Annotated in this window: 16 protein-coding genes, 1 rRNA gene and 1 pseudogene; 7 read left to right on the top strand and 11 right to left on the bottom strand. The window is 60.3% G+C overall.

Features of this window, described 5'->3' with window-relative positions; all coding sequences use genetic code 11:
- The first annotated feature begins 145 nt into the window (after nt 1–145).
- A 5S ribosomal RNA gene (rrf, locus tag SJQ66_RS27965) occupies nt 146–259 on the top strand.
- A 327-nt stretch (nt 260–586) separates the two neighbouring features.
- Here the strand turns inward: rrf and SJQ66_RS27960 are convergent.
- Nucleotides 587–1,243, bottom strand: coding sequence for a DsbA family oxidoreductase (locus SJQ66_RS27960; protein ID WP_024901909.1), 657 nt, complete (start codon nt 1,241–1,243; stop codon nt 587–589).
- Nucleotides 1,244–1,772: 529 nt separating this feature from the next.
- Here SJQ66_RS27960 and SJQ66_RS27955 point away from each other — a divergent pair.
- From SJQ66_RS27955 to SJQ66_RS27945, 3 genes are read left to right on the top strand one after another with little or no spacing between them, the layout of a single operon-like run.
- Nucleotides 1,773–3,011: an MFS transporter gene (locus SJQ66_RS27955; RefSeq protein WP_320534818.1), complete on the top strand. Its 1,239-nt coding sequence runs from the start codon at nt 1,773–1,775 to the stop codon at nt 3,009–3,011.
- Nucleotides 3,012–3,070: 59 nt separating this feature from the next.
- Nucleotides 3,071–3,472, top strand: a complete 402-nt coding sequence (locus tag SJQ66_RS27950; RefSeq protein ID WP_024901907.1) for a DUF423 domain-containing protein — start codon at nt 3,071–3,073, stop codon at nt 3,470–3,472.
- A gap of 19 nt (nt 3,473–3,491) precedes the next feature.
- Nucleotides 3,492–5,612, top strand: a complete 2,121-nt coding sequence (locus SJQ66_RS27945; RefSeq protein WP_320534817.1) for a cation:proton antiporter domain-containing protein — start codon at nt 3,492–3,494, stop codon at nt 5,610–5,612.
- Nucleotides 5,613–5,668: 56 nt separating this feature from the next.
- Here the strand turns inward: SJQ66_RS27945 and pxpA are convergent, their stop codons facing one another.
- From pxpA to pxpB, 3 genes and pseudogenes are all read right to left on the bottom strand, one after another.
- A complete protein-coding gene (gene pxpA / locus SJQ66_RS27940) occupies nt 5,669–6,439 on the bottom strand; it encodes a 5-oxoprolinase subunit PxpA (protein WP_024901905.1) in 771 nt (256 codons plus the stop codon).
- Between the two features lie 387 nt (nt 6,440–6,826).
- Nucleotides 6,827–7,993, bottom strand: a pseudogene (locus SJQ66_RS27935) (5-oxoprolinase subunit C family protein); the annotation flags it as partial.
- Nucleotides 7,990–8,646 carry a 5-oxoprolinase subunit PxpB gene (gene pxpB / locus SJQ66_RS27930; protein ID WP_024901903.1) on the bottom strand — a complete coding sequence of 219 codons (657 nt, stop codon included), beginning with the start codon at nt 8,644–8,646 and terminating at the stop codon, nt 7,990–7,992. The pseudogene SJQ66_RS27935 and the gene pxpB, both read right to left, overlap by 4 nt.
- Nucleotides 8,647–8,874: 228 nt before the next feature.
- Here pxpB and SJQ66_RS27925 point away from each other — a divergent pair, with 228 nt between their 5' ends.
- Nucleotides 8,875–9,387 carry a winged helix DNA-binding protein gene (locus tag SJQ66_RS27925; RefSeq protein WP_024901902.1) on the top strand — a complete coding sequence of 171 codons (513 nt, stop codon included), beginning with the start codon at nt 8,875–8,877 and terminating at the stop codon, nt 9,385–9,387.
- Between the two features lie 300 nt (nt 9,388–9,687).
- Here SJQ66_RS27925 and leuA read toward each other — a convergent pair whose 3' ends face one another.
- Nucleotides 9,688–11,412 (bottom strand): 2-isopropylmalate synthase, encoded by a 1,725-nt coding sequence (gene leuA, locus SJQ66_RS27920; protein ID WP_046153907.1) that lies wholly within the window; start codon nt 11,410–11,412, stop codon nt 9,688–9,690.
- 612 nt (nt 11,413–12,024) lie between these two features.
- Nucleotides 12,025–13,503, bottom strand: coding sequence for an MFS transporter (locus tag SJQ66_RS27915; RefSeq protein WP_024901900.1), 1,479 nt, complete (start codon nt 13,501–13,503; stop codon nt 12,025–12,027).
- A 399-nt stretch (nt 13,504–13,902) separates the two neighbouring features.
- Between SJQ66_RS27915 and SJQ66_RS27910 the strand changes: the two genes are divergently transcribed.
- A complete protein-coding gene (locus tag SJQ66_RS27910; RefSeq protein WP_024901898.1) occupies nt 13,903–15,183 on the top strand; it encodes an Hsp70 family protein in 1,281 nt (426 codons plus the stop codon).
- Nucleotides 15,184–15,353: 170 nt separating this feature from the next.
- Here the strand turns inward: SJQ66_RS27910 and SJQ66_RS27905 are convergent, their stop codons facing one another.
- From SJQ66_RS27905 to hemA, 5 genes are all read right to left on the bottom strand, one after another.
- Nucleotides 15,354–15,557, bottom strand: a complete 204-nt coding sequence (locus tag SJQ66_RS27905; protein ID WP_024901897.1) for a cold-shock protein — start codon at nt 15,555–15,557, stop codon at nt 15,354–15,356.
- 374 nt (nt 15,558–15,931) lie between these two features.
- A complete protein-coding gene (gene grxD / locus SJQ66_RS27900) occupies nt 15,932–16,243 on the bottom strand; it encodes a Grx4 family monothiol glutaredoxin (RefSeq protein ID WP_024901896.1) in 312 nt (103 codons plus the stop codon).
- A gap of 149 nt (nt 16,244–16,392) precedes the next feature.
- Nucleotides 16,393–17,400, bottom strand: coding sequence for a peptide chain release factor N(5)-glutamine methyltransferase (gene prmC / locus SJQ66_RS27895; protein ID WP_046153911.1), 1,008 nt, complete (start codon nt 17,398–17,400; stop codon nt 16,393–16,395).
- Between the two features lie 65 nt (nt 17,401–17,465).
- Nucleotides 17,466–18,551 carry a peptide chain release factor 1 gene (gene prfA / locus SJQ66_RS27890; protein ID WP_024905969.1) on the bottom strand — a complete coding sequence of 362 codons (1,086 nt, stop codon included), beginning with the start codon at nt 18,549–18,551 and terminating at the stop codon, nt 17,466–17,468.
- Between the two features lie 254 nt (nt 18,552–18,805).
- On the bottom strand, nt 18,806–20,125 hold the full coding sequence (gene hemA, locus SJQ66_RS27885; RefSeq protein ID WP_024905968.1) for a glutamyl-tRNA reductase: 1,320 nt from the start codon (nt 20,123–20,125) through the stop codon (nt 18,806–18,808).
- A 142-nt stretch (nt 20,126–20,267) separates the two neighbouring features.
- On the opposite strand from hemA, the gene SJQ66_RS27880 reads away from it, so the two are divergent.
- The gene (locus SJQ66_RS27880; protein WP_052738444.1) at nt 20,268–20,723 is read left to right on the top strand and encodes a hypothetical protein; all 456 of its coding nucleotides are present in this window, start codon (nt 20,268–20,270) and stop codon (nt 20,721–20,723) included.
- The last annotated feature ends 29 nt before the right edge of the window (nt 20,724–20,752 follow it).

Raw genomic sequence — 20,752 nt, 5'->3', positions numbered from 1 at the left:
AACAGGCCGCCACCCAGGCGCGCGAGGTGAGTGAAACAATCGGTGGACATGTGCCCGATACAGCTCAACCCAAAGCGGTAAGAACACAGAAGCGAACTTCTTCCAGATTGGTGCCGTGGCACTGCCAACGGCACAACCCTCTTTGCCTGATGACCATAGCGAGTCGGTCCCACCCCTTCCCATCCCGAACAGGACCGTGAAACGACTCCACGCCAATGATAGTGCGGATTGCCCGTGTGAAAGTAGGTAATCGTCAGGCTCCCAATGCTGAAATCCATACGCCCCGACTCACCTTATCGTGATCGGGGCGTTTGGCTTTTTAGCTGCCCTTCCTCCAATACCCCAGATGCACTCATAACACCGCACCACGGCGAACCACCCGTGCGCATGGGTGAGCGCGGCCGCGCACGCGCGCCACTACCATGCCATGCTTCAACAGCGCACCGCGACCCACGCACGCGATACCACCCCACCTGATCCACCCCCCACCCTAGTAACCCCCTCGACCCAGAAATTGGCGTCCAATCGCGCACTTGCCGCATTGCCGGCAAGCGTCGCTCGCGACGATTTCGGACCTATCGCCCGCTCATAGTTCCGGGAAACCATCGGGGAAAAGGCGTTGCACCGCCGCCTCGAAATGCGCTATTGGCGCCGCGCCGCGCAATGCGATTGGTGGAGGTGGTGTTTCCTCGCCCACGGCAGGGTCTCGCGACAGCACAATGAACGGAACGCTCGATATGCCCAGCTGTTTGGCGAAGTCCTCGTCTTCCTGCACCGCTGATGCAAAGCGGTCCTCTCGAAGGGCTTCGTCTAGCGCTTCGGGGTCGAGCCCAACAGTACTGCCGATGTCGATCAGGATATCGACATCGCCGATATCCAGACCGTCTTCGAAGAATGCTTTGAACAGTGCCATATGCATTGCATCGAAGGCGCCTGCCTCCAATGCGAAACGGGCCGCCTCGAGTGCTTTTCGGCTACGCGGGCGTACCGCAGGCATGCGAATCGTCAAGCCACGCTCTGCGGACATCGGATAGATATTGCGTTCCCAGCTTTCCACTAGCGATTCGTCGTCGGGCTCCGGAAGCGCGACAGGCTCAGGACGGAGTTCGAACGCGTGCCAGCGCAGCTCGACCGCATCGCCATACGCATCGCGAAATTGGTGCAGTACGGGCAATTCGAGATAGCAGAAAGGGCAGACGTAGTCGGACCAGATATCAAGGTAGAGCGTTGCTCCGCTAGCCATCGGATTTTCTCGGCAAAAGCGCGTGTGGTGAAGCACGCGTGGATTTCAGACTTGGTTCAGCGTAGCCCGCCTACGAACACATTAACGCCTTTCCTAACAGACAGGCGGCGGCACTGCCGTATCGGCGGAAGTCGTTCCCGCGCGGGTATGCGCTGTGCCTTAATGGTAGCGCGTTGCGCATCACAATGCCGATTCCGGCTCATTCTTCGACTGACACGACGACTTGGACTGAATAGGGAACTTCCGCCCCAGCCCTAAAAAGTAGCAGGTTTCGACGGCGCGGTATCATAGCGACGAGACATCCGAACCCTGTTCGCCCGCGTCTTGCCGATGAACTCATGTGCCCAATGCGCCCCGTTGCAAAGGCGCAATTGGACGCAGGCATCCAAGAACGCCGAATAAACAGGCCCTGACTGCATTCGATCCGCTTTGTTCGTCAAAAGTCCACCTCATGCCCGATCCATCGCCACAAAGCCCACCATCGGCATCAGACCCCGCCACAAAGCCACGGCTCCATTATGGTTGGATCATGATGGGCGTGACGTTTCTTGTGTTGCTGGCCGGCGCAGGTGTACGCGCAACGCCAGGTGTCCTGATTCGCCCGCTCCAGAGCGCATTCGGCTGGAGTGCGGGTGAAATCTCCTTTGCAATCTCGATCAATCTGGTCCTGTATGGCCTGATGGGACCTTTCGCAGCGGCGTTGATGCAAACCATCGGAGTACGCCGGGTTGCCGTCATCGCGTTGACGTTGCTTGCAAGTGGCGCATTGCTCAGTCTGACCATGTCATCGACGGCGATGTTGACCTTGACGTGGGGGTTCATGGTTGGCACGGGCTCCGGCATGGCGGCACTGACATTGGGCGCGACTGTCGCGAACCGCTGGTTCATCAAGCACCGGGGCTTGGCGATGGGGCTGATGACCGCCAGTGCCGCTACCGGACAACTGGTTTTCCTGCCGTTGATGGCGGCATTGGTGACCACCTATGGTTGGCAGGGCGCCGTCTGGACCTCGGGGCTCGGTGCCGTAATCATGTTGCCATTGGCATGGACTGCCATGCGAGAGTCGCCGGCAAGCCTGGGTCTTGCGCCCATCGGAGGGCACCTTCCGGCAGAGGGTGTCCCGGTCTCGCCAACCCCTGCAAGCGCGAATCCATTTGGCAATGCGTTCGGCGCGCTGCGTGAGGGCATGCATCACAAGGGTTTCTGGCTGTTGGCCGGCAGCTTCTTTATCTGCGGTGCAAGTACGAACGGCTTCATTGGTACGCACTTTATTTCGATGTGCGTCGATCACGGCATATCGGAAGTACGTAGCGCGAGCTTATTGGCCGCGATGGGTATATTCGATCTGATGGGAACGACGGCATCTGGCTGGTTGAGCGACCGTTTCGATAATCGCAAATTGTTGTTCTGGTATTACGGCTTGCGTGGCTTATCCCTGCTGTTCCTGCCGTTTGCCTTCGGTTTCGATTTCTACGGCCTACCGATTTTCGCGGTGTTTTATGGTCTTGACTGGATCGCCACCGTGCCGCCTACGGTCCGCTTGACCACCGACATTTTCGGCCGCGAGCGCGGCCCGATCGTCTTCGGTTGGATCGTCGCATGCCATCAGATCGGCGCTGCGTTCGCCACGCTCGCGGCAGGCATGATGCGGGCATCGCTGGGAAACTATCAGCTCGCGACGTATTGCTCCGGTGCTTTGTGTGTCCTCGGCGCGGTGCTGGTACTGCGTATCCGCAGTCACGCGAAACCAATCGGGTTGGCTGCGTAAGGCCAAAATCAGGCCGAGCGGCGCGCATTGTCACCCTGTTTAGCAGAGAAGAGGAAACCATGAAGGACCGGCAGTTACTAGTGGCAGGTGCCATCAATATGTTCATCGCGGTGGTGGCCGGAGCGTTCGGCGCGCACGGTCTGCGCAACGTCGTCTCGCCGCTGATGCTGGGTGTTTGGGAAACAGGGGTTACGTATCATCTGATTCATGGCATCGCATTGCTGCTGATCGCACTCGCGATGCCGCATATCGGTGAAAAGGCGTTATCGTTGTGTGGAACGTTGATGCTGGCTGGTATTGTGCTGTTCAGCGGCAGCCTTTATCTGCTCGTATTAACCGGCGTGCGCTGGATCGGGGTGATCACCCCGATCGGAGGCGTTGCCTTTCTTGCCGCCTGGGCTGGGTTCGCCTGGGCGGCCTGGCGTGCACCGAATCGCAATTTGCAGAGATGTGACGATTGATTTTTCATAAGGACAGCCGATGCCCCATGCCACGCCGCTGATCGCGACTATTGTCGCCGGCCTTTGTATCGCCTTTGTCTTCGGGGCGATTGCGAATCGTTTCAAGATTCCGCCGCTTGCTGGTTATTTACTGGCAGGTATCATCGTCGGACCGTTTACGCCAGGTTATGTCGCCGATCAACATATCGCGCCGGAATTGGCGGAAATCGGGGTGATTCTGCTGATGTTCGGCGTGGGTCTCCACTTTTCGCTGAAGGACCTGTTGGCGGTAAAGCGCATCGCGGTCCCTGGCGCGCTGGTGCAGATCGCCTTTGCCACGCTGCTCGGCTGGGGCGCTGCCCGCGTATTCGGCTGGAGCAGTGGCGCCGGCATCGTTTTCGGCCTGTCACTGTCGGTCGCCAGTACGGTCGTGCTGTTGCGCGCGTTGCAGGACTTGCGTCTGCTTGATACCGACCAGGGACGCATTGCGGTTGGCTGGTTGATCGTCGAGGACCTCGTCATGGTGCTCGCCCTGGTGCTGCTGCCACCACTGGCTGGTCTGCTCGGCGGTAGCGATGACGCCGCCACGGCGGGTGGTGCCGCCCCCGTTGCATCCACGGGCTCGTTGCTGTGGACGCTGACGTTGACACTGGCTAAAGTCGTCGCGTTCATCGCGGTGATGCTGGTGGTCGGCCGTCGCGTCATTCCGTGGGTCTTGAGCCAGATCGTCAAGACCGGCTCGAAGGAACTGTTCACGCTCGGCGTGCTCGCAATCGCATTGGGCGTCGCATTCGGTTCGGCGTCGATCTTCGGTGTGTCTTTCGCCTTGGGTGCATTTTTTGCCGGGATGATTCTCGGCGAGTCTGAAATGAGTCACGACGCGGCCGAGGATATCCTGCCGCTGCGGGATGCCTTTTCAGTCCTGTTTTTTGTTTCGGTCGGGATGCTGTTCGATTTTCACGTGCTGATCGAACGACCCATCCAGGTCCTGGTGACCTGCCTGATCATCATCGTTGGCAAATCGGTTGCTGCCCTTGCGATTGTCCGGCTGTTCAAACGCTCGACGGAAACGGCGTTGACGATTGCCGCCAGCCTCGCGCAGATCGGCGAGTTCTCGTTCATTCTCGCCGGACTCGGTGTCAGTCTGCATCTGTTGCCTGAAAGCGGGCGTGACCTTGTGCTCGCCGGTGCCATTCTGTCGATCATCCTGAATCCTTTTGTATTCGTGGTCGCGCGCCGGCTGACATCCAGTGCTGGCCGTACCGCGGCAAACGGACTGTCCCCGGCAACGGAGGCGATGGGTCAGCACGCTTGGCGTGATGGTGCGGCAAGCGATGGAGACCTAGAGCGCGCGGCTTCAGGCGCCGGATCGACTGGTTCGGTTACGTCTGTACCATCGGATGTCTATGCGGCAAGTTCGCTCGGACCCGTTTCCACCGCATGGACCAGTGAGGTGAACACGCCTGCCCCTGCCATGGAGAGGCAGGACAACGTGGTTGGCTCCGACACAGGCGCACGGACGGCGCGGAGCGACGCCACCAACGATGTGCACAGTGCGTTCGATGGCACGTGGGGGGCGGCGGCGGAGAAGGCGCGTGCGACCGGTCTTGCGGACGAAGCAGCGCGGCAAGCCGGTATCGCAGGCAAGCCGGACGAGATGCGCACACCTACGGATACTGCGGCGGCTGGTGCCTCCCTGGAAGAAACGCGACATGACGAAGAAACGACCACCGGACGACATGTCTCAGATGCGACCGAGGTGATCATCGTGGGGTACGGCCGAGTAGGGCGCGAGGTCGTGCGGACGTTGTTGGCGGGCGTGCCGCGCAATATTGTCGTGATCGAAGATCGGCCGGATATGCATGCGCGGCTGCGCGATGCGCATGTGCGGAGCGTATGCGGCAACGCGGTACAGCCCGATGTGTTGCGGCAGGCTGGGCTGGCCAACGCGCGCTTCCTTATCGTCGCGATCCCGAATGCTTTCGAAGCGGCCGAGGTGATTCGGCATGCGCGGCTACTCGCACCCGGGGTTCGCATCCTGGCGCGAGCGGGTAATACCGCCGAATTGCAGCACCTTGAGGCGCATGGCGCGCATGCGGTCGTTATCGAGAAACATGAGATCGCGCGCGGACTGGCGCGAGAGCTGGCCGATACGATCTGATGTATCGATGCGGCGAGAAATCACAGGCCGCACGGTGTAGACGCTTGCGCTATGCCTTAGACAATGCTGCACATGCTTGCTTGTGCGGAGACCGTGATCCGTCTTTCGTCCAGCGTATTGCGGATGCGCCGCGCAAATGTCACGGCATGGGGACCGTCGCCGTGCAAGCAGAGGGTCTCGACATTCAGGTCGCACCAAGTGCCGTCAATGGCTTTGACCCTGCGATGGATGATCATGTCCAGGATACGCGAGATCATCGTATCTTCGTCCTCGATCATCGCACCTGGGGTGCCGCGTGGAACCAGCGTGCCATCGGACTGGTAACCACGGTCGGCAAACGCCTCCTCCGAGGTACACATGCCGGCTTCTCGGGCTGCCACGATCAATTCTCCGCCCGCGAGCCCGACGATGACGATATTCGGGTCAAACGCCTGAATGGTCGCCACCACAAGACGGGCCAGGACGGGGTCTCGTGCCGCCTGGTTGTACAGTGCGCCGTGCGGCTTCACATGAACGATCCGACCACCTTCCTCCGAGACAATTTTCCGCAACGTTTCCAGTTGCGCCAACAGTGATTTTTGAAGATCGCTCGGGATCTGCTTTATTTCGGTGCGACCGAAATTCTCGCGATCCATATAGCTGGGATGCGCGCCGATGGACACGCCTTTTGCGACAGCCCATCGAGCACAGGCCCGCATCGTATCCGCATCGCCCGCGTGCCCGCCACATGCGATATTTGCCGAGCTGACCAGCTCTAGCAAGGTCTCATCGTTGTCACAGCCCTCGCCGAGGTCCGCGTTCAAGTCGATATGTAATTTGGAAGTCATGACTGAATTCAAAAAGAAGGTTGAGGCGCGCCGCTTTGCGCGGACAGGTCGCGGCTGATCACGGAGCGCTGCGGGCCTGCTTTGACCGGCGACGCGCGACGCCCACAATCGTTAGTCCTTGAGTACGCCGGACAGCAGTTCCGAGACCAACTCCGAGACGGGTAGCTCGGCGTCCGTGTCCGACAACGCCATGATTAGCTCGCCAATATTGCCGGGTACGGTTTTATTGACGATCGAACGTCCTTCGGGCTCCTTCCTTTCTTTCTTGTTCTTGCTGTCGGTCTTCGTGGGTTTGGACTGTTTTGCCGATTCTGAAGACGCGGGTGCCGGCGTCGATGTGGTCGGCGCCACGGACTTTTCCTGCACCATATGGGCGTTATCTGGTTGCGCGTTGTGTGCGACCGCGCGTTTGGTCTCGCGCTGGACAGGTCGTCGCGCAATCGCGATATCCACTTGCGCCAAATAGCGAAGCAGCGCACGTTGGGCTTCCAGTGCGTCTGCGCGCGTGCATTGCACGAAACGGATTGTCGTCGTTAGCCGCGCTTGTGCCAGCAACCAGAGATCGGCGGTAACGACGGCGCCAATTTTTGGATAGCCTCCTGCGGTCTGGGCATCGCCCATTAGCAGGATGGGCTGGCCATTTGGCGGGACCTGGATCGTCCCAGGCAGCACTGCATGCGACAGCAGCTCGACGTCATTGGCTTTTGCCGTACGTTTCAGTGCCGGACCGGAAAGGCGATAGCCCATGCGATTGCTGTTAGGTGTGATGGTCCAATCGGCATGCCAGAACGCTTGCTGGGCCGCAGCATCGAACATGGTGTATTCCGCGGCCGGAATGACGCGCACGACCAGCGCTTCGGCCCCATTGCCTCGGGCGGACGTTGATTCGGCGGTTGCAGACGGTAACGCACCGGCATAGGCCAGACGACACCAGGCTGGTGATTTCACGCCGAAGGCGGGCTGATCCAATGCCGCACGCAATGCGGCGCGGGCGATGGTGGTGAGCTGCTGCGCCGTCGCGGTGCCGGTGGTCGAGACGTCTGTCGTGGTTGTGGCCACTGTGGCGACGTCACGCTGCGCGGCGCTATGCTCACCGATCGCCAGTGTGTCGCCATCGGCCAATGCACGGCCATTGGCGCCGCCGAAGGCGGTCTTCAGATCCGTGCTGCGTGATCCCAGCAATAATGGTACGGCTATGCCGCCCGCCACGCCCAGGTAGGCGCGCATCGCATGGCTCGCGCTTTGCAAGGCCAATGTCTGGCCCGCCGCTACCGGTACGCTCCACCATGCGTGAATGGGCGTGCCATCAAGCGTGGCCCGGCAATCGGCACCGGTTAAGGCGATACGCGTCGCCTGCCGGAAAACGACGCTGAACGGCAGGCCGGCGGTGATTTCTATCGCGGCTGCATCGTCCTCGTTACCTACCAGGCGGTTCGCCACCCGCAGCGCGACCTGATCCATCGCACCGGCGCTGATCACCCCCAAGTGTCGCGATCCGGTTCGCCCCAGATCCTGGACCGTGCTCAACAATCCCGCTTTCAGAATTTCGATCATGACATCACGCTCGCAATAGTGAAACGAACCTGGTCGCCCGGTTGCATCAGGCTCGAAGGATTACGAGCCGGATCGAACAGCACGACGTCGGTATGACCAATCAGGTTCCAGCCTCCCGGCGACTCGCTCGGATAGACACCGGTTTGCTCGCCACCGATGGCGACAGCACCCGCCGGCACTTTCATCCGGGGTTCCGCACGGCGTGGGGTGTGTAACGCGGCTTCCAGGCCGCCCAGATAGGCAAATCCCGCCTGAAAACCCAGGAAATAAACGGTGTAGTGGCCGCACGCATGCCGTTCCGCGAATTCTCCCGCCGACATGCCGCGTGCGGCGGCAATCTCGCTCAGATCGGGCCCGGCGTCGCCGCCGTAATGCACGGGTATCTCCACCACGCGCGACTGGGCGATTGCCTCGGGCTCGGGCGTTTGCCATGCGGCGCCCAACCGGGCCGTCAACGTTTCCACGTCCGCCCGGAGCGGGTCGAACACCACCGTCAGGTTATTCATGCCGGGCACGACGTCGATGACGTATTCCCAGCGGCGGGCACTGGCTGCGAGGGCCCAGATGCGTTTTTGACATGCAAGCGAGGCCGGAGGCGCGCAGTTCAGGACAAGCGCGCTATCGCCGAACGACTGGATTCGAGGATCGGACATGGGGCAAGGGCCTGTGTGTGGCTCGGGACCAGAGCCTCTCACAAAGACGTAATGAGTTATTGATGGAGTCATTCTACAATGCCAATAAAATGTCGATAATTTATATTTGTTTTTTTGCTTTTGACTCGGTGTATGCTGTCGATATGGTGAGGTTTTCGGTGTTTTTTATTGACATCGGGGTTCGTCCCGATGGACCTTCTTCCTCTTTTTTATTTCCCGAGAGGGCCCATGCCCAACACGAACGCGCCCATCGTTTCATCGATCCACTTGTTATCGCCGGTCAGTGCGGAATTGTCGGAGCTCGAGTACGGACTCATCATGACCAGCAACGCCTTTAACAAGTGGATGACGCGCTGCATGGCGGCGGCAGGCGTCGACGACATGACGGCGTTGGAAGTGTCACTGCTGCACCACGTGAATCATCGTGAGCGCAAGAAGAAGCTCGCGGACATTTGTTTTGTCCTGAACATCGAAGATACGCACGTGGCGAGCTACAGCTTGAAGAAATTGGTTAGTCGCGGCTATGTAACCACCGAGAAGAGCGGCAAGGAGGTGTTGTTCTCCACCACGGACGAGGGGCGGGCGTTATGCGCCAAATATCGTGGGATTCGAGAGACCTGCCTGATGTCGACGCTGCCAGAGTCCGGCTTGACGAATCAGCAGATCAGCGAGGCGGCACAACTGCTGCGCAATGTTTCAGGCATTTACGATACCGCCGCACGCGTGGCGGCGTCGCTGTAGTACGCCGAGGCGCGACAACGGCGCGGGAACAAGCGGTATCGCAATAAAAACGCGATGCCGTTGCCTGTGGCCGCCGGTGCATTGGCGGCATGAAGAGGCAGGGCATCGCTTGGGAAAAGCATCTGGTCCGATGACGGGCATTGACTCTATAAGGTATGCCACCGACAGGCGCTCGTGGCGCTGATGCTGCAACTGTCGCATACGGTCCGCGGCGTTCTGGGCGCGCGGATGGCCTGATTGGACGGACGACGATTTCGTCCGTGCCTTTGGTTTATGACGTGGTCGATGGTGCGTGGGGCATCAGGCCGTGGCGGTTGCTTTTGTGTCGACCGTCGTTACCTGTTTGACGAAGAACGTCGCTCTTACAGCCTTGTCGGCCCGGGCATAGGTACGATTGATGCCGCTGATGGCGGAACGAATCGACGCGGTCGTCAGGTTCGGGTTGATGCCAACGCCGAAGACGCTGCCAGGCACGCCGTCACAGGTCATTTCAGCGAACGCGACGGCAGTCGCATCGGCACCCTGGCCGGTTGCGCGTTCTTCATAGTGTTGAATGCGAACCGGCACTTGCAAGGCGTGCATCAGTGCATCCAGCGGACCATTGCCGCTACCTGTCAGCACACGGGTCTCGCCGTCGATTTTTGCGGTCAGCGTGATGGTTTCGCGCTCGCCTTGATCGTCGAGGTGATGTTTGACGTACTCGATCGGCGCGGCCACGCGGATGTATTCCTGTTGAAAGGCTTCCCACAGTTTTTCCGCGGTCACTTCGGTGCCGTTTGCATCGGTAATCTTCTGAATTGCGCTGCTGAATTCCACTTGCAGGCGGCGGGGCATTGCCAGGCCATAGCGGTTTTCGAGGAGATAAGCGATACCGCCCTTGCCGGACTGGCTGTTCACTCGGATCACGGAGTCATAGGTACGGCCAACATCACTCGGATCGATCGGCAGATAGGGCACTTCCCACACGCTTTCCGGCTTCTGCGCGGCAAAACCCTTTTTGATCGCATCCTGGTGCGACCCGGAGAACGCGGTGAAGACCAGGTCGCCCACGTAGGGATGACGTGGGTGAATCGGCAACTGGTTGCATTCCTCTACCACGCGCGCCACATCGTTGATCTGCGAGAAATCCAGGCCCGGATGCACGCCTTGCGAATACAGGTTCAACGCCAACGTCACCAGATCCACGTTGCCGGTGCGTTCACCGTTGCCAAACAGACAACCCTCGATGCGATCCGCGCCGGCAAGCACGGCGAGTTCAGCGGCTGCGATGGCCGTGCCACGATCGTTGTGTGGATGCACGCTGATCAATACGCTGTCGCGACGTGCGAGGTTGCGATGCATCCACTCGACCTGGTCCGCATAATGATTCGGTGTCGCCACCTCCACTGTGGCCGGCAAGTTGATGATCATCTTGCGCTCCGGCGTTGGACCCCAGGCCTCGATCACCGCATTGCATACTTCCTTCGCGAATGCGAGTTCCGTTGCAGTGAAGCACTCAGGGCTGTATTGGAAGGTCCATTCCGTTTCCGGATGCTGATCCGCGATTTCCCGGATCAATTTGGTGCCCGTCAATGCCAACGCCTTCACGGCGTCCTTGTCCATGTTGAACACGATATTGCGCCATGCCGGCGCCGTCGCGTTGTACAGGTGGACGATCGCGCGCTTTGCGCCCTCGACCGACGCCATCGTGCGACGGATCAGGTCTTCCCGCGATTGCGTCAATACTTCGATCGTCACATCGTCCGGGATATGGCCGTCGGTGATCAACGTGCGGACAAAATCGAAATCCGTTTGCGACGCGGACGGGAAGGCGACTTCGATTTCCTTCAAACCGATCTGCACCAACGTCTTGAACATCTTCATCTTGCGCTCACCGTCCATCGGCTCGAACAAAGACTGGTTCCCATCGCGCAGATCGGTACTCATCCAGATCGGCGGACGCGTCAGTGTCTTCGTCGGCCAGGTGCGATCGGGAATGTCGACTGGCGTGACGGGACGGTACTTGGTGGACGGGTTGTTCAACATGATCGGTTCGCTCGCAAAGACGTGTTCTGAAAGGTTCGTGAATTCTGTTTGCCATCCCCGGCCCACATGGTTTCAGATCATCTCGATCTGTCCTCGCTCCTTGGCAGGTCACCGGGTGGGGCGTGCGGTCGCTGTTATTCGCTACCGTTATGCATGCACCAGATGCGCCAAGACAACGCTGACTGCTGAAACCGTACGGCTTTACTACGATGGGAGGGAAAGCGATGCTACAAAAACCGAGGGGCGGGCGTCGGCGCAGCTAAAGTCGTGAAATCTGGGGCGTCGATCTGGTACTGCGAGGGTCGACTGGCCGGACTTTAGATGCGCGCTAGTAGGCCTAGCCGATCTAGTCGGGCTAGTAGTAGTGCGGAAAGAAGGGGGGTCTTGAATGCAGACATGCGTAAAGTATCGTCAACGGGAAGTGGGCTTGTCAAGCAGAAATTGCGCGTTCCGATGAAAATTGCGACGAATCGTCCGCGGTTGAAGCCAGTGCCAATCGATTACTTGCCGCAGGTTCCGCCTGCTTTAGGCCGCCACCGGTCCCGTGCATGGCCCATTGGGGCGGGGCAGGCCAGATACCGTCCGCGTACATGGATGGGCATGTCAATGTCGTCAGTCTTCATGGGTCGATAAGGGGGCGGCGATGCTTTCGAGTGACTTACCCTCGGCGGCGACGCCCCAACGCAGATGGACCGCGGCGGCGGCGATCATCCAGACCGCGCCGAACACATAGCCGGCGAATACATTGAGCCGTTGGTGGCTGTCGATCAGCCAGCCGAATAGTGCGGGTCCGGCAATCCCCCCTGCACCGGTGCCCACCGCATAGAAAAATGCGATGGCCAGTGCACGGATTTCCAGTGGGAACGTCTCGCTGACGGTCAGGTAGGCCGCACTGGCGGCCGACGAGGCGAAGAAAAAGATGATCGTCCAGGCGATGGTCTGCGTGCGTGCATCCAAAGCGCCTATTGAAAACAGATAGCCGGATACCGTGAGCAGAATGCCGGACATCGCATAGGTAAACGCGATCATCGGACGTCGACCGATGACATCGAACAGCCTGCCCAACAGCACCGGCCCGGCGAAATTGCCAAGCGCGAACGGCAGCAGGAACCAACCGACATGCGCGGCCGGAACGCCGTAGAAGTCGGTCAGCACCAACGCGTAAGTGAAAAAGATCGCGTTATAGAAAAACGCCTGTGCCGACATCAGCATCAGGCCGACCCAGGCCCGCTGGCGGTGCTGCACGAACAACGCCTGCGCCACTTCGCGGAGGCTGACATGGCTGCGGCGGCGCAGCTTGATCTTCGGCAATGGCGTGCTGTCATGAGGCGTACCGCCGACGACGTCGGCCTCGATCGCTGCGACGATTTCGCTTGCCTCCGCTTCGCGGTTATGGGTCAGTAGCCAGCGTGGACTCTCGGGCAAATGCCGCCGGAAGAAAACAATGATCAATCCGAGCAGCGCGCCAATGCCGAAACACACGCGCCACCCGATGTCGACGGCCAGCCACGCCGGATCGAGCAGCACGATCGAACCTGCGGCACCCAGGCCGGCACCAAGCCAGAAGCTGCCGTTGATGACAAGGTCGGTCCAGCCACGCACACGGGCCGGCATCAGTTCCTGGATCGTCGAGTTGACCGCCGTATATTCTCCCCCGATGCCGGCCCCGGTCAGGAAGCGGAAGACGACGAAGCTGGCCAGGCTCCAGGAGAAGGCCGTGGCAAACGTGGCCGCCACGTAAAGCAGCAATGTGATGAAAAACAGCTTGCGCCTGCCGAGCCGATCGGTAAGCCAGCCGAAGCCCAATGCCCCCAGCACCGCCCCGGCGATGTACGCGCTGCTGGCAATCCCGATATCGGCATTATCGAAATGCAGCGAGTCCGGCGATTTCAACGCGCCCGCCACCGCGCCTGCCAATGTTACTTCCAGGCCGTCGAGCAGCCAGGTGATCCCTAGGGAAAACACGACCAGCGTGTGGAAGCGCCGCCAGGGCAGTCGATCCAGGCGAGCCGGGAGGTCTGTCACGATCAGCGAGCGGTCTGGAGCGGGCGACGCGTCCGCGTTGGGAGGGGATGTCTGATGATCGGGCATGCCAGTGCGCTGGAAGGATAGGGGCGGTTGCCGCCCGCCCCGGGGTCTGCGATCGGGCCAACGGTCCTGGGGCGCCGCGGTGGCGCTCTTTCCGCCCCGGAGATCGCCGTGTCCGTGACGTTCATTGATGGTAAGCCAATTGCTGCGCCATCACAGGTGGGCCGCGTTTTTTCCACATGATCTCCGTCGTATTCGGAAAGCGAGCCCGGATTTCCGCGATCTTGTTGTCAGGAACACCACGCTTCGCCAGGGTAGGTAGGCGCGATGAGCGCTTCGTTCGGTCCGATTGCCGCAAATGCATCAGGATGTGCTAAAAAACAAGATTGACTTGCGTGCGCGTCGTCCTTGCCGAATGTTCGGCCAGGATTCCCGCGTGCATGCGTAGCGGACACGACGACCATGACTTACTGCGCGATCGATTTCGGCACGTCCAATTCCGCGTTGGCGCTGGCAAAGCCCGGCGCTGCCACAAGCGGGGGCGCATTCGAGGCGCCTCGCCTGATTCCATTGGAAGGCGGCAACCTGACCCTGCCCACGGCGGTGTTCTTCAATACCGACGAGCATCGGCATGTCTTTGGGCGCCAGGCAATCGCCGAGTACATCGATGGCTATGACGGGCGCCTGATGCGGTCATTGAAAAGCATCCTCGGCACCCATCTCGCCGACGCGTCGACCGAAATTGGCGACGGCGCATCGATGCCTTTCACCGAAATCATCGGACTCTTCCTGCGACATTTGCTGCAGACGGCGCAGCGCGAGGCCGGTGGCCCGGTGACGCAAGCGGTCATGGGGCGTCCGGTCTTCTTCGTCGATGACGACCCGAAAGCCGATGCGGCGGCGCAATCGCAACTGGAAGCGGCGGCACGCTCGGTGGGGTTGCGTGACATCGTCTTCCAGTACGAGCCGATTGCCGCGGCGTTCGACTACGAGTCGACACTGGATCGTGAAGAAGTGGTGCTGGTGGTCGATATCGGCGGCGGTACGTCCGACTTTTCGCTGGTACGCGTCGGGCCGGACCGGGTCCGGCAGGCAGCGCGTCATGACGACGTGCTGGGTCACTTTGGCGTGCACGTTGCCGGTACCGATATCGACAAGCGGGTTGCACTCGCCAGCGTCATGCGTGAACTGGGTTTCCAGGCACTCGACCCGTCTGGCCGGGAGATGCCGAACCGCATCTACTTCGATCTCTCGACATGGCATTTGGTCAATGCGCTTTACAGCCCAAAGCGGATGGCGGAATTCGATCAGATGAAGCACTTGTTTATCGACCCGGCGCATCCAACGCGGTTGACGCGTGTGTTGCGCAACCGATTGGGCCACGCGCTGATCGGACTGTCTGAAAAAGCAAAAATCGCGGTGTCGAACGGCGGCGAGACGATGATAGACATGTCGTTGGTCGAACCCGACTTGAGCGTGGCTTTTACGGAAACGGTGATGGCGCGAGCGGCGGCCGAGGATGCGGCGCGCATCGTCGCCGCGGCGCGGGAAACCACGCGGCAGGCCGGTGTGCGCGAGGCGGATGTCGCGGCGGTCTACTTCACTGGCGGGTCGACGGGGCTGCGGTTCCTGGCCGATGCCATTGCGACGGCCTTCCCCAATGCTCATGCCGTGCGCGGCGATCCGCTTGCCAGTGTGGCCAAGGGCCTGGGTATTCATGCGCAGCGGATGTTTGCTGTCTGATGTGGCAATGCCTGCGCGCATGTTGCGCGTGGGAATAAAAAAACCGCGCTCAGGGAGCGCGGTTTTTGTTCACCGTGCCATCGAAGGCACCGTGCTTACCGAATTTTGTGATCCGTTAAGCTAAACCTTGGTCGTTTACCAAGGTGATCGGGCCGAAACCCAATGCTTCTTTAGATCGGCTGGATGTTCGACGCTTGCAGGCCTTTCGGGCCTTGCTTTGCGTCATAGCTGACCTTTTGGTTCTCTTGCAGCGACTTGAAGCCTTCGCTACGAATTTCCGAGAAGTGGGCGAAAAGATCGTCACCGCCGCCATCCGGAGTGATGAAACCAAAGCCCTTAGCGTCGTTGAACCACTTGACGGTACCAGTTGCCATTTACGTACTTTCCTAACTATTTGTGTTGAAGTGGGCGAAAGCGCCCGGAGTGCATGATATCAAGGAGGTAGAAATGACGACAGAAGTACCGTGTTGAGGCAACTACGTGCAGACAAATGCTCACGCTTGAAAATCTTGCTCACTCTTTATACGGTTAAATCCGACAATCGTCAACCCCCTCAACACACATGATACACAGATAGATGCCTTCGTGTGCGTTACGCGACAACGATTCAAAAACTAATGAATAATCATATAGTTAATTTTTGGTTCCACCGCGTATTTTTGGCGTGATCCTGTTGTCGTGCGCAAAATAAAAGCCGCGCAGCGTCGTTTGGTGACGCTGCGCGGCTTACCACACACTGTTTGAACGGTCAGGCGGCAGTGAAGACCTGCTGCAATTCACCCGACTGGTACATCTCGGTCATGATGTCCGAACCACCGATGAATTCGCCCTTGACATAGAGCTGTGGAATGGTCGGCCAGGCAGAGAATTCCTTGATGCCCTGGCGGATTTCCGGGTCTTCCAGCACATTCACGGTGAACGGCTTGTCAACACCGCAGGCCTTCAGGATCTGCACGGCGCGGCCAGAAAACCCGCACATCGGGAATTGCGCGGTGCCTTTCATAAAGAGCACCACGGGGTGCTCGTCGACCAGTTGTTGGATGCGTGCTTGCGTGTCCATGACGAAAAACCTGAAAAACAAGAAAGGGGACGGCGCGCTCGCCGTCGCCACGGTGAAGCGGGCGAAGCGCCACGTTATTGGGCAAATGATAGCGGATTCCGAGGGGCCTTAGCGGATCGGCACCGTTGGGAAGGCGGGAATGCGCCGGATTATCCGCCAGGCGGACGACCACACGTTACCCGATCCTGACCACCCAGGTCCTGTGTTGTCCGGATGTCTTGCCACCCGGACGCACGGAACAACGCGCGCACCGATTCACCCTGGTCGTAGCCATGTTCGACTAGCAAGGTTGGCCAGGCGTGATCGATCTGCGACCGCGACGTGGCTGGGTATCGCGGCGTCGCATCGTGCACCGGTTCCGGCATGGCAGTCACCGGCGTGCCATCGGCATGCCGCAACCAGCGCATCGCTTGAGCCGTCAGGATGCGCAACGGTCCCAGGCCGTCCGCGTCGTCAGTCAACGCGCCACGTGGTTCGAAACGCAGGTCACCTTGCGACAAATGCGCATCGTCGCGGTGTATGTAAGGAGGGTTGCTGACGATGACATCGAAGAACGATGCATCGATCCCCGCCACTGACAACGCTTCGAACCAGTCTCCCTCGATAAAACGGATGGATTGGCGGCGGCGCTCCCCGAGCAACGCGGCAGCGTTTGCTCGGGCGATCGCCAAGGCGGCCGCGCTGCGATCCGTCGCGACCACCTCGACAGTCGGCCGTTCCGCCGCCAATGTGACGGCGATGGCACCGCTACCTGTACCCAAGTCCAGGACACGTACAGGCCGGGTGTCGGCGCGTCCGAGGCGCAGGTGACGGTCGATGACCGCCAATGCCTGCTCCACCAGCAGCTCGGTATCAGGGCGGGGAATAAGAACGTCGGGCGTTACCTGAAAATCACGTCCGTAAAATTCCCGTGCACCCACCAACTGGGCGACTGGTTCACCGGCATGTCGCCGCGCGGCCAGTGCCTGGAAAGCACGCAATGCATCGGGCTGTGTGACGTCGAGGCGTTCGTCGGCACGGGTGACCAGGAAGGCGCGTGGCCACCGCAGCGCATGACATAACAGCACCCGTGCATCCACATTGTCCAAGCCCGATGCACGCAGCACATGCGCGACACTGGCGCCAGCCGGCCCGGCATCGGCCCGCTTTTCAGGTATTGCGTCGTCGAGACCGGCATGTTTGTCTGGCCCGCTGCCGCTGCCGCTGCCGCTGCCGCTGCCCGTCACGCGTCCGCCTCGCCGAGTGCGGCCAGTTGTTCCGCCTGGTGTTCGGATGCAAGGGCGCCGATCATTTCGTCGAGATCGCCGTCCATGATCGCATCGAGGCGGTATAAGGTGAGGTTGATACGGTGATCGGTCATCCGGCCTTGCGGGAAGTTATAGGTCCGGATGCGTTCGGAGCGGTCGCCAGAGCCGATCAGGCTTTTCCGTGTGGCCGCCTCCGCCGCATGCGCGGCTTGATCCTGCTTGTCCTTGATTCGGGCGGCCAGGACCTTCAATGCACGATCCTTGTTCTTGTGCTGCGAGCGGTCGTCCTGGCATTCAACGACGATACCGGTTGGTAGGTGCGTGACGCGGACCGCGGAATCGGTCTTGTTGATATGCTGTCCTCCGGCACCGGATGCACGGAATGTATCAATGCGCAGCTCCGCCGGATTCAGCGTGACTTCGGCAACCTCGTCCGCTTCCGGCATGATCGCAACGGTGCAGGCCGACGTATGGATGCGGCCTTGTGACTCGGTCGCGGGGACACGTTGGACGCGATGGCCACCGGATTCGAACTTCAGCTTCGAATAAGCACCTTGTCCGACCAGGCGGACAATGACTTCTCGATAGCCACCCAGGTCCGACGCGTTTTCGGACATCGTCTCCACCTGCCAGCCCTGGCGTTCCGCATAGCGCAGGTACATGCGCAACAAATCGCCCGCGAACAGCGCGCTTTCGTCACCACCGGTGCCGGCGCGGATTTCGAGAAAGATATTGCGATCGTCGTTCGGGTCTTTCGGCAGCAGCATCGTCTGCAACTCGCGCTCCAGCGTCGCCATGCGGTCGCGTGCCTGATGCATTTCGTCCTCGGCGAAGGCCTTCATCGACGGATCCGACATCATTTCCTGTGCATCCCGCTCGTCGCTGGCGGCACTACGCCATAGGCCATATTGCGTGACAACTGGCGTCAACTCCGCGTGTTCGCGGCTCAGGCGACGGTATTGATTCATGTCGGACGCAATGTCTTCGCTACCTAGCATGACCGTCAATTCGTCGAGGCGGCTGACCAATTGATCGAGCTTGCCTTGCATGCTTGCTTTCATCGATGCGGACCTTGCTGTGGCGTCTGCTGCGGGGAAGGAGCAGGCGCTGTTCGTTCAGGGTGCCCGGTCGGTGTAATGCGCCGGGCGGCAGGGGGCGGCCGGCATACACGGGAGGCGAGGAGCGCCGGCGCGCGGGAACGTGCCTTTGAAACCTCGATTACGCAAGTGAGACTGATGTTGCGGTGGCCTTCCAACAAGGGCTGCCAGGCTGTCCGGTGCGCCGTGTTGCCGTATCGTAAGTCGTGGTAGCGGCGCTAACGTTCGGGCGGGCCGTGACGGAACAGATCCGGTAGCAATTGCACCAGATGCTCGCGATCCGACGCATTGGCTTGGTTCAATGCCTGGGTCGGGCCATGCATGAATTTTTTCGTCAATGAATGCGACAGGGCGTCCAGCACGGTCATTGGGTCTTCGCCACGCGCCAGCAATTTTTGCGCACGTTCAAGTTCCGCGCGGCGCATGGCGTCGGCCTGTTGGTGGATCGAGCGAATCACCGGCACGACCGACCGTGTCTCGATCCATTGCATGAAATTCGCAACGCGCGCCTCGATGATCTTTTCCGCCTCCGCGACGGCGGCCTGCCGCGCGGCGTTCCCTTGCCGGACCACGTCGCCCAGATCGTCGACGGTATAGAGGAAAACGTCTTCCATCTGCCCGACTTCGGGTTCGATGTCGCGCGGCACGGCCAGATCGACCATGAAGATCGGCCGGCGTCGCCGCGCCTTGATGGCGCGTTCGACCGCGCCAAGGCCGATCAGCGGTAACGTGCTGGCGGTGCATGAGATGACGATATCGAAGTCTTGCAGCCGGGTCGGGAGGTCCGCCAGGCCGATCGATCGGCCGTTGAAGCGCGCCGCCAGGCGCTCGCCGCGTTCCGCTGTCCGATTGGCGATGACGATCTCGCGCGGCGCGCGTGCGGCAAAATGGGCCGCGCACAATTCGATCATCTCGCCGGCACCGATGAACAGCACCCGCTGGTCCTGGATATGTTCGAAGATCCGCTCGGCCAGCCGAACGGCGGCGGCGGCCATCGAGACCGAGTGCGCCCCGATTTCCGTCTGGCCACGCACTTCCTTTGCGACCGAGAACGTGCGTTGAAACAATTGATTCAGATAGGTGCCCAGCGCGCCGGCCTCTGCGGCCGTACGGACCGCATCCTTCAGCTGCCCGAGGATCTGGGTCTCTCCCAACACCATCGAATCGAGACCGCTGGCGACGCGAAACGTATGGCGGACCGCTTCCGACTGCGGCAGCGCATAGACATGCGGCGCGAGCTCTTCGACCGGGACGTTATGGTATTCGGCGAGCCATTGCACCGCCAGATCCTGGCCGGCACGATTGTCGGTCGCACAATAGAGTTCCGTGCGGTTGCACGTCGACAGGATGGCGGCTTCCGGTAAGGCACCGCCAGACGGCTGTGCGAACAGCGCCAACGGCCCTGCGGTCGAACGACCCAGCCAGATCGATTTGAATGTCTGCAATGCGGGCTTGATTTGCTCGATCGAGAACGCCACACGTTCGCGCAAAGCGACCGGCGCCGTATGATGGTTGATCCCGATTGTGAGCAGTTGCATTTTTTATGACTCGCTGGTACGCCGCCATTATAGTCGCTTCTCTCTTACCCTTCCCGATTGCCCAAGGTCCTTCCGTCCTACAAGGCATTCCCGGTCGGAAATGACGTAAAGGCGCAACATTGGATGCCATGGCAGCTTTGCGGTGGCGGACGATGCGGGGATACGGCAGGGGAAAGCGTTGCCTGCCTTCAATGGGCATGTGTTCCGGTCGACGTTGCATGAAAACGATGCCGATGGAACGCGTAGGCGTTGGGTGGCGCCGTCGTTGATAATGCGCATGACGGCGGGGCGGGATTTGGTGATACGAGCGTGGAGACGGGCGATGGGGTGGCTTGGGACATTGATGATTGGCGCGGTGATCGGATGGGCGGGCACCTGGCGTGGACGCGCCGGCGCCACCCGGCACGCGCGTTGGATTGTCGTGCTGGCGTGTGCGTTGGCGGCAATGGTGATAAAGATGGCGGGGAATATTGTCGACGTGTTTGACGATGGTTCTATTGCGGAATGGCTCTGTTCCGTTGGCGCGGCGATGCTGATGCTGGGCGTCGTGCAGCAACTGCCGGCAGGGCGTCTACGTAACAAACGCGGCAGCGCATGACGGAATGTGTCTGTTGATAGTAGGGGCGT

The organism is Robbsia andropogonis (genome assembly GCF_034047095.1).
In the GTDB taxonomy this organism is placed as follows: Bacteria; Pseudomonadota; Gammaproteobacteria; order Burkholderiales; family Burkholderiaceae; genus Robbsia; species Robbsia andropogonis.
The sequence above is the reverse complement of the archived record's forward strand: the minus strand, read 5'-3'. Positions and strand labels throughout refer to the sequence as shown.

Excerpts from the sequence above, each read along its gene's own strand:
- prfA (WP_024905969.1), bottom strand. The coding sequence starts at position 18,551 with ATGAAAGCAAGCATGCAAGGCAAGCTCGATCAATTGGTCAGCCGCCTC.
- SJQ66_RS27955 (WP_320534818.1), top strand. The coding sequence starts at position 1,773 with ATGATGGGCGTGACGTTTCTTGTGTTGCTGGCCGGCGCAGGTGTACGC.
- SJQ66_RS27915 (WP_024901900.1), bottom strand. The coding sequence starts at position 13,503 with ATGCCCGATCATCAGACATCCCCTCCCAACGCGGACGCGTCGCCCGCT.
- SJQ66_RS27950 (WP_024901907.1), top strand. The coding sequence starts at position 3,071 with ATGAAGGACCGGCAGTTACTAGTGGCAGGTGCCATCAATATGTTCATC.
- SJQ66_RS27910 (WP_024901898.1), top strand. The coding sequence starts at position 13,903 with ATGACTTACTGCGCGATCGATTTCGGCACGTCCAATTCCGCGTTGGCG.
- pxpB (WP_024901903.1), bottom strand. The coding sequence starts at position 8,646 with ATGTCCGATCCTCGAATCCAGTCGTTCGGCGATAGCGCGCTTGTCCTG.
- SJQ66_RS27925 (WP_024901902.1), top strand. The coding sequence starts at position 8,875 with ATGCCCAACACGAACGCGCCCATCGTTTCATCGATCCACTTGTTATCG.
- SJQ66_RS27905 (WP_024901897.1), bottom strand. The coding sequence starts at position 15,557 with ATGGCAACTGGTACCGTCAAGTGGTTCAACGACGCTAAGGGCTTTGGT.
- SJQ66_RS27960 (WP_024901909.1), bottom strand. The coding sequence starts at position 1,243 with ATGGCTAGCGGAGCAACGCTCTACCTTGATATCTGGTCCGACTACGTC.
- hemA (WP_024905968.1), bottom strand. The coding sequence starts at position 20,125 with ATGCAACTGCTCACAATCGGGATCAACCATCATACGGCGCCGGTCGCT.
- grxD (WP_024901896.1), bottom strand. The coding sequence starts at position 16,243 with ATGGACACGCAAGCACGCATCCAACAACTGGTCGACGAGCACCCCGTG.
- pxpA (WP_024901905.1), bottom strand. The coding sequence starts at position 6,439 with ATGACTTCCAAATTACATATCGACTTGAACGCGGACCTCGGCGAGGGC.
- SJQ66_RS27945 (WP_320534817.1), top strand. The coding sequence starts at position 3,492 with ATGCCCCATGCCACGCCGCTGATCGCGACTATTGTCGCCGGCCTTTGT.
- leuA (WP_046153907.1), bottom strand. The coding sequence starts at position 11,412 with ATGTTGAACAACCCGTCCACCAAGTACCGTCCCGTCACGCCAGTCGAC.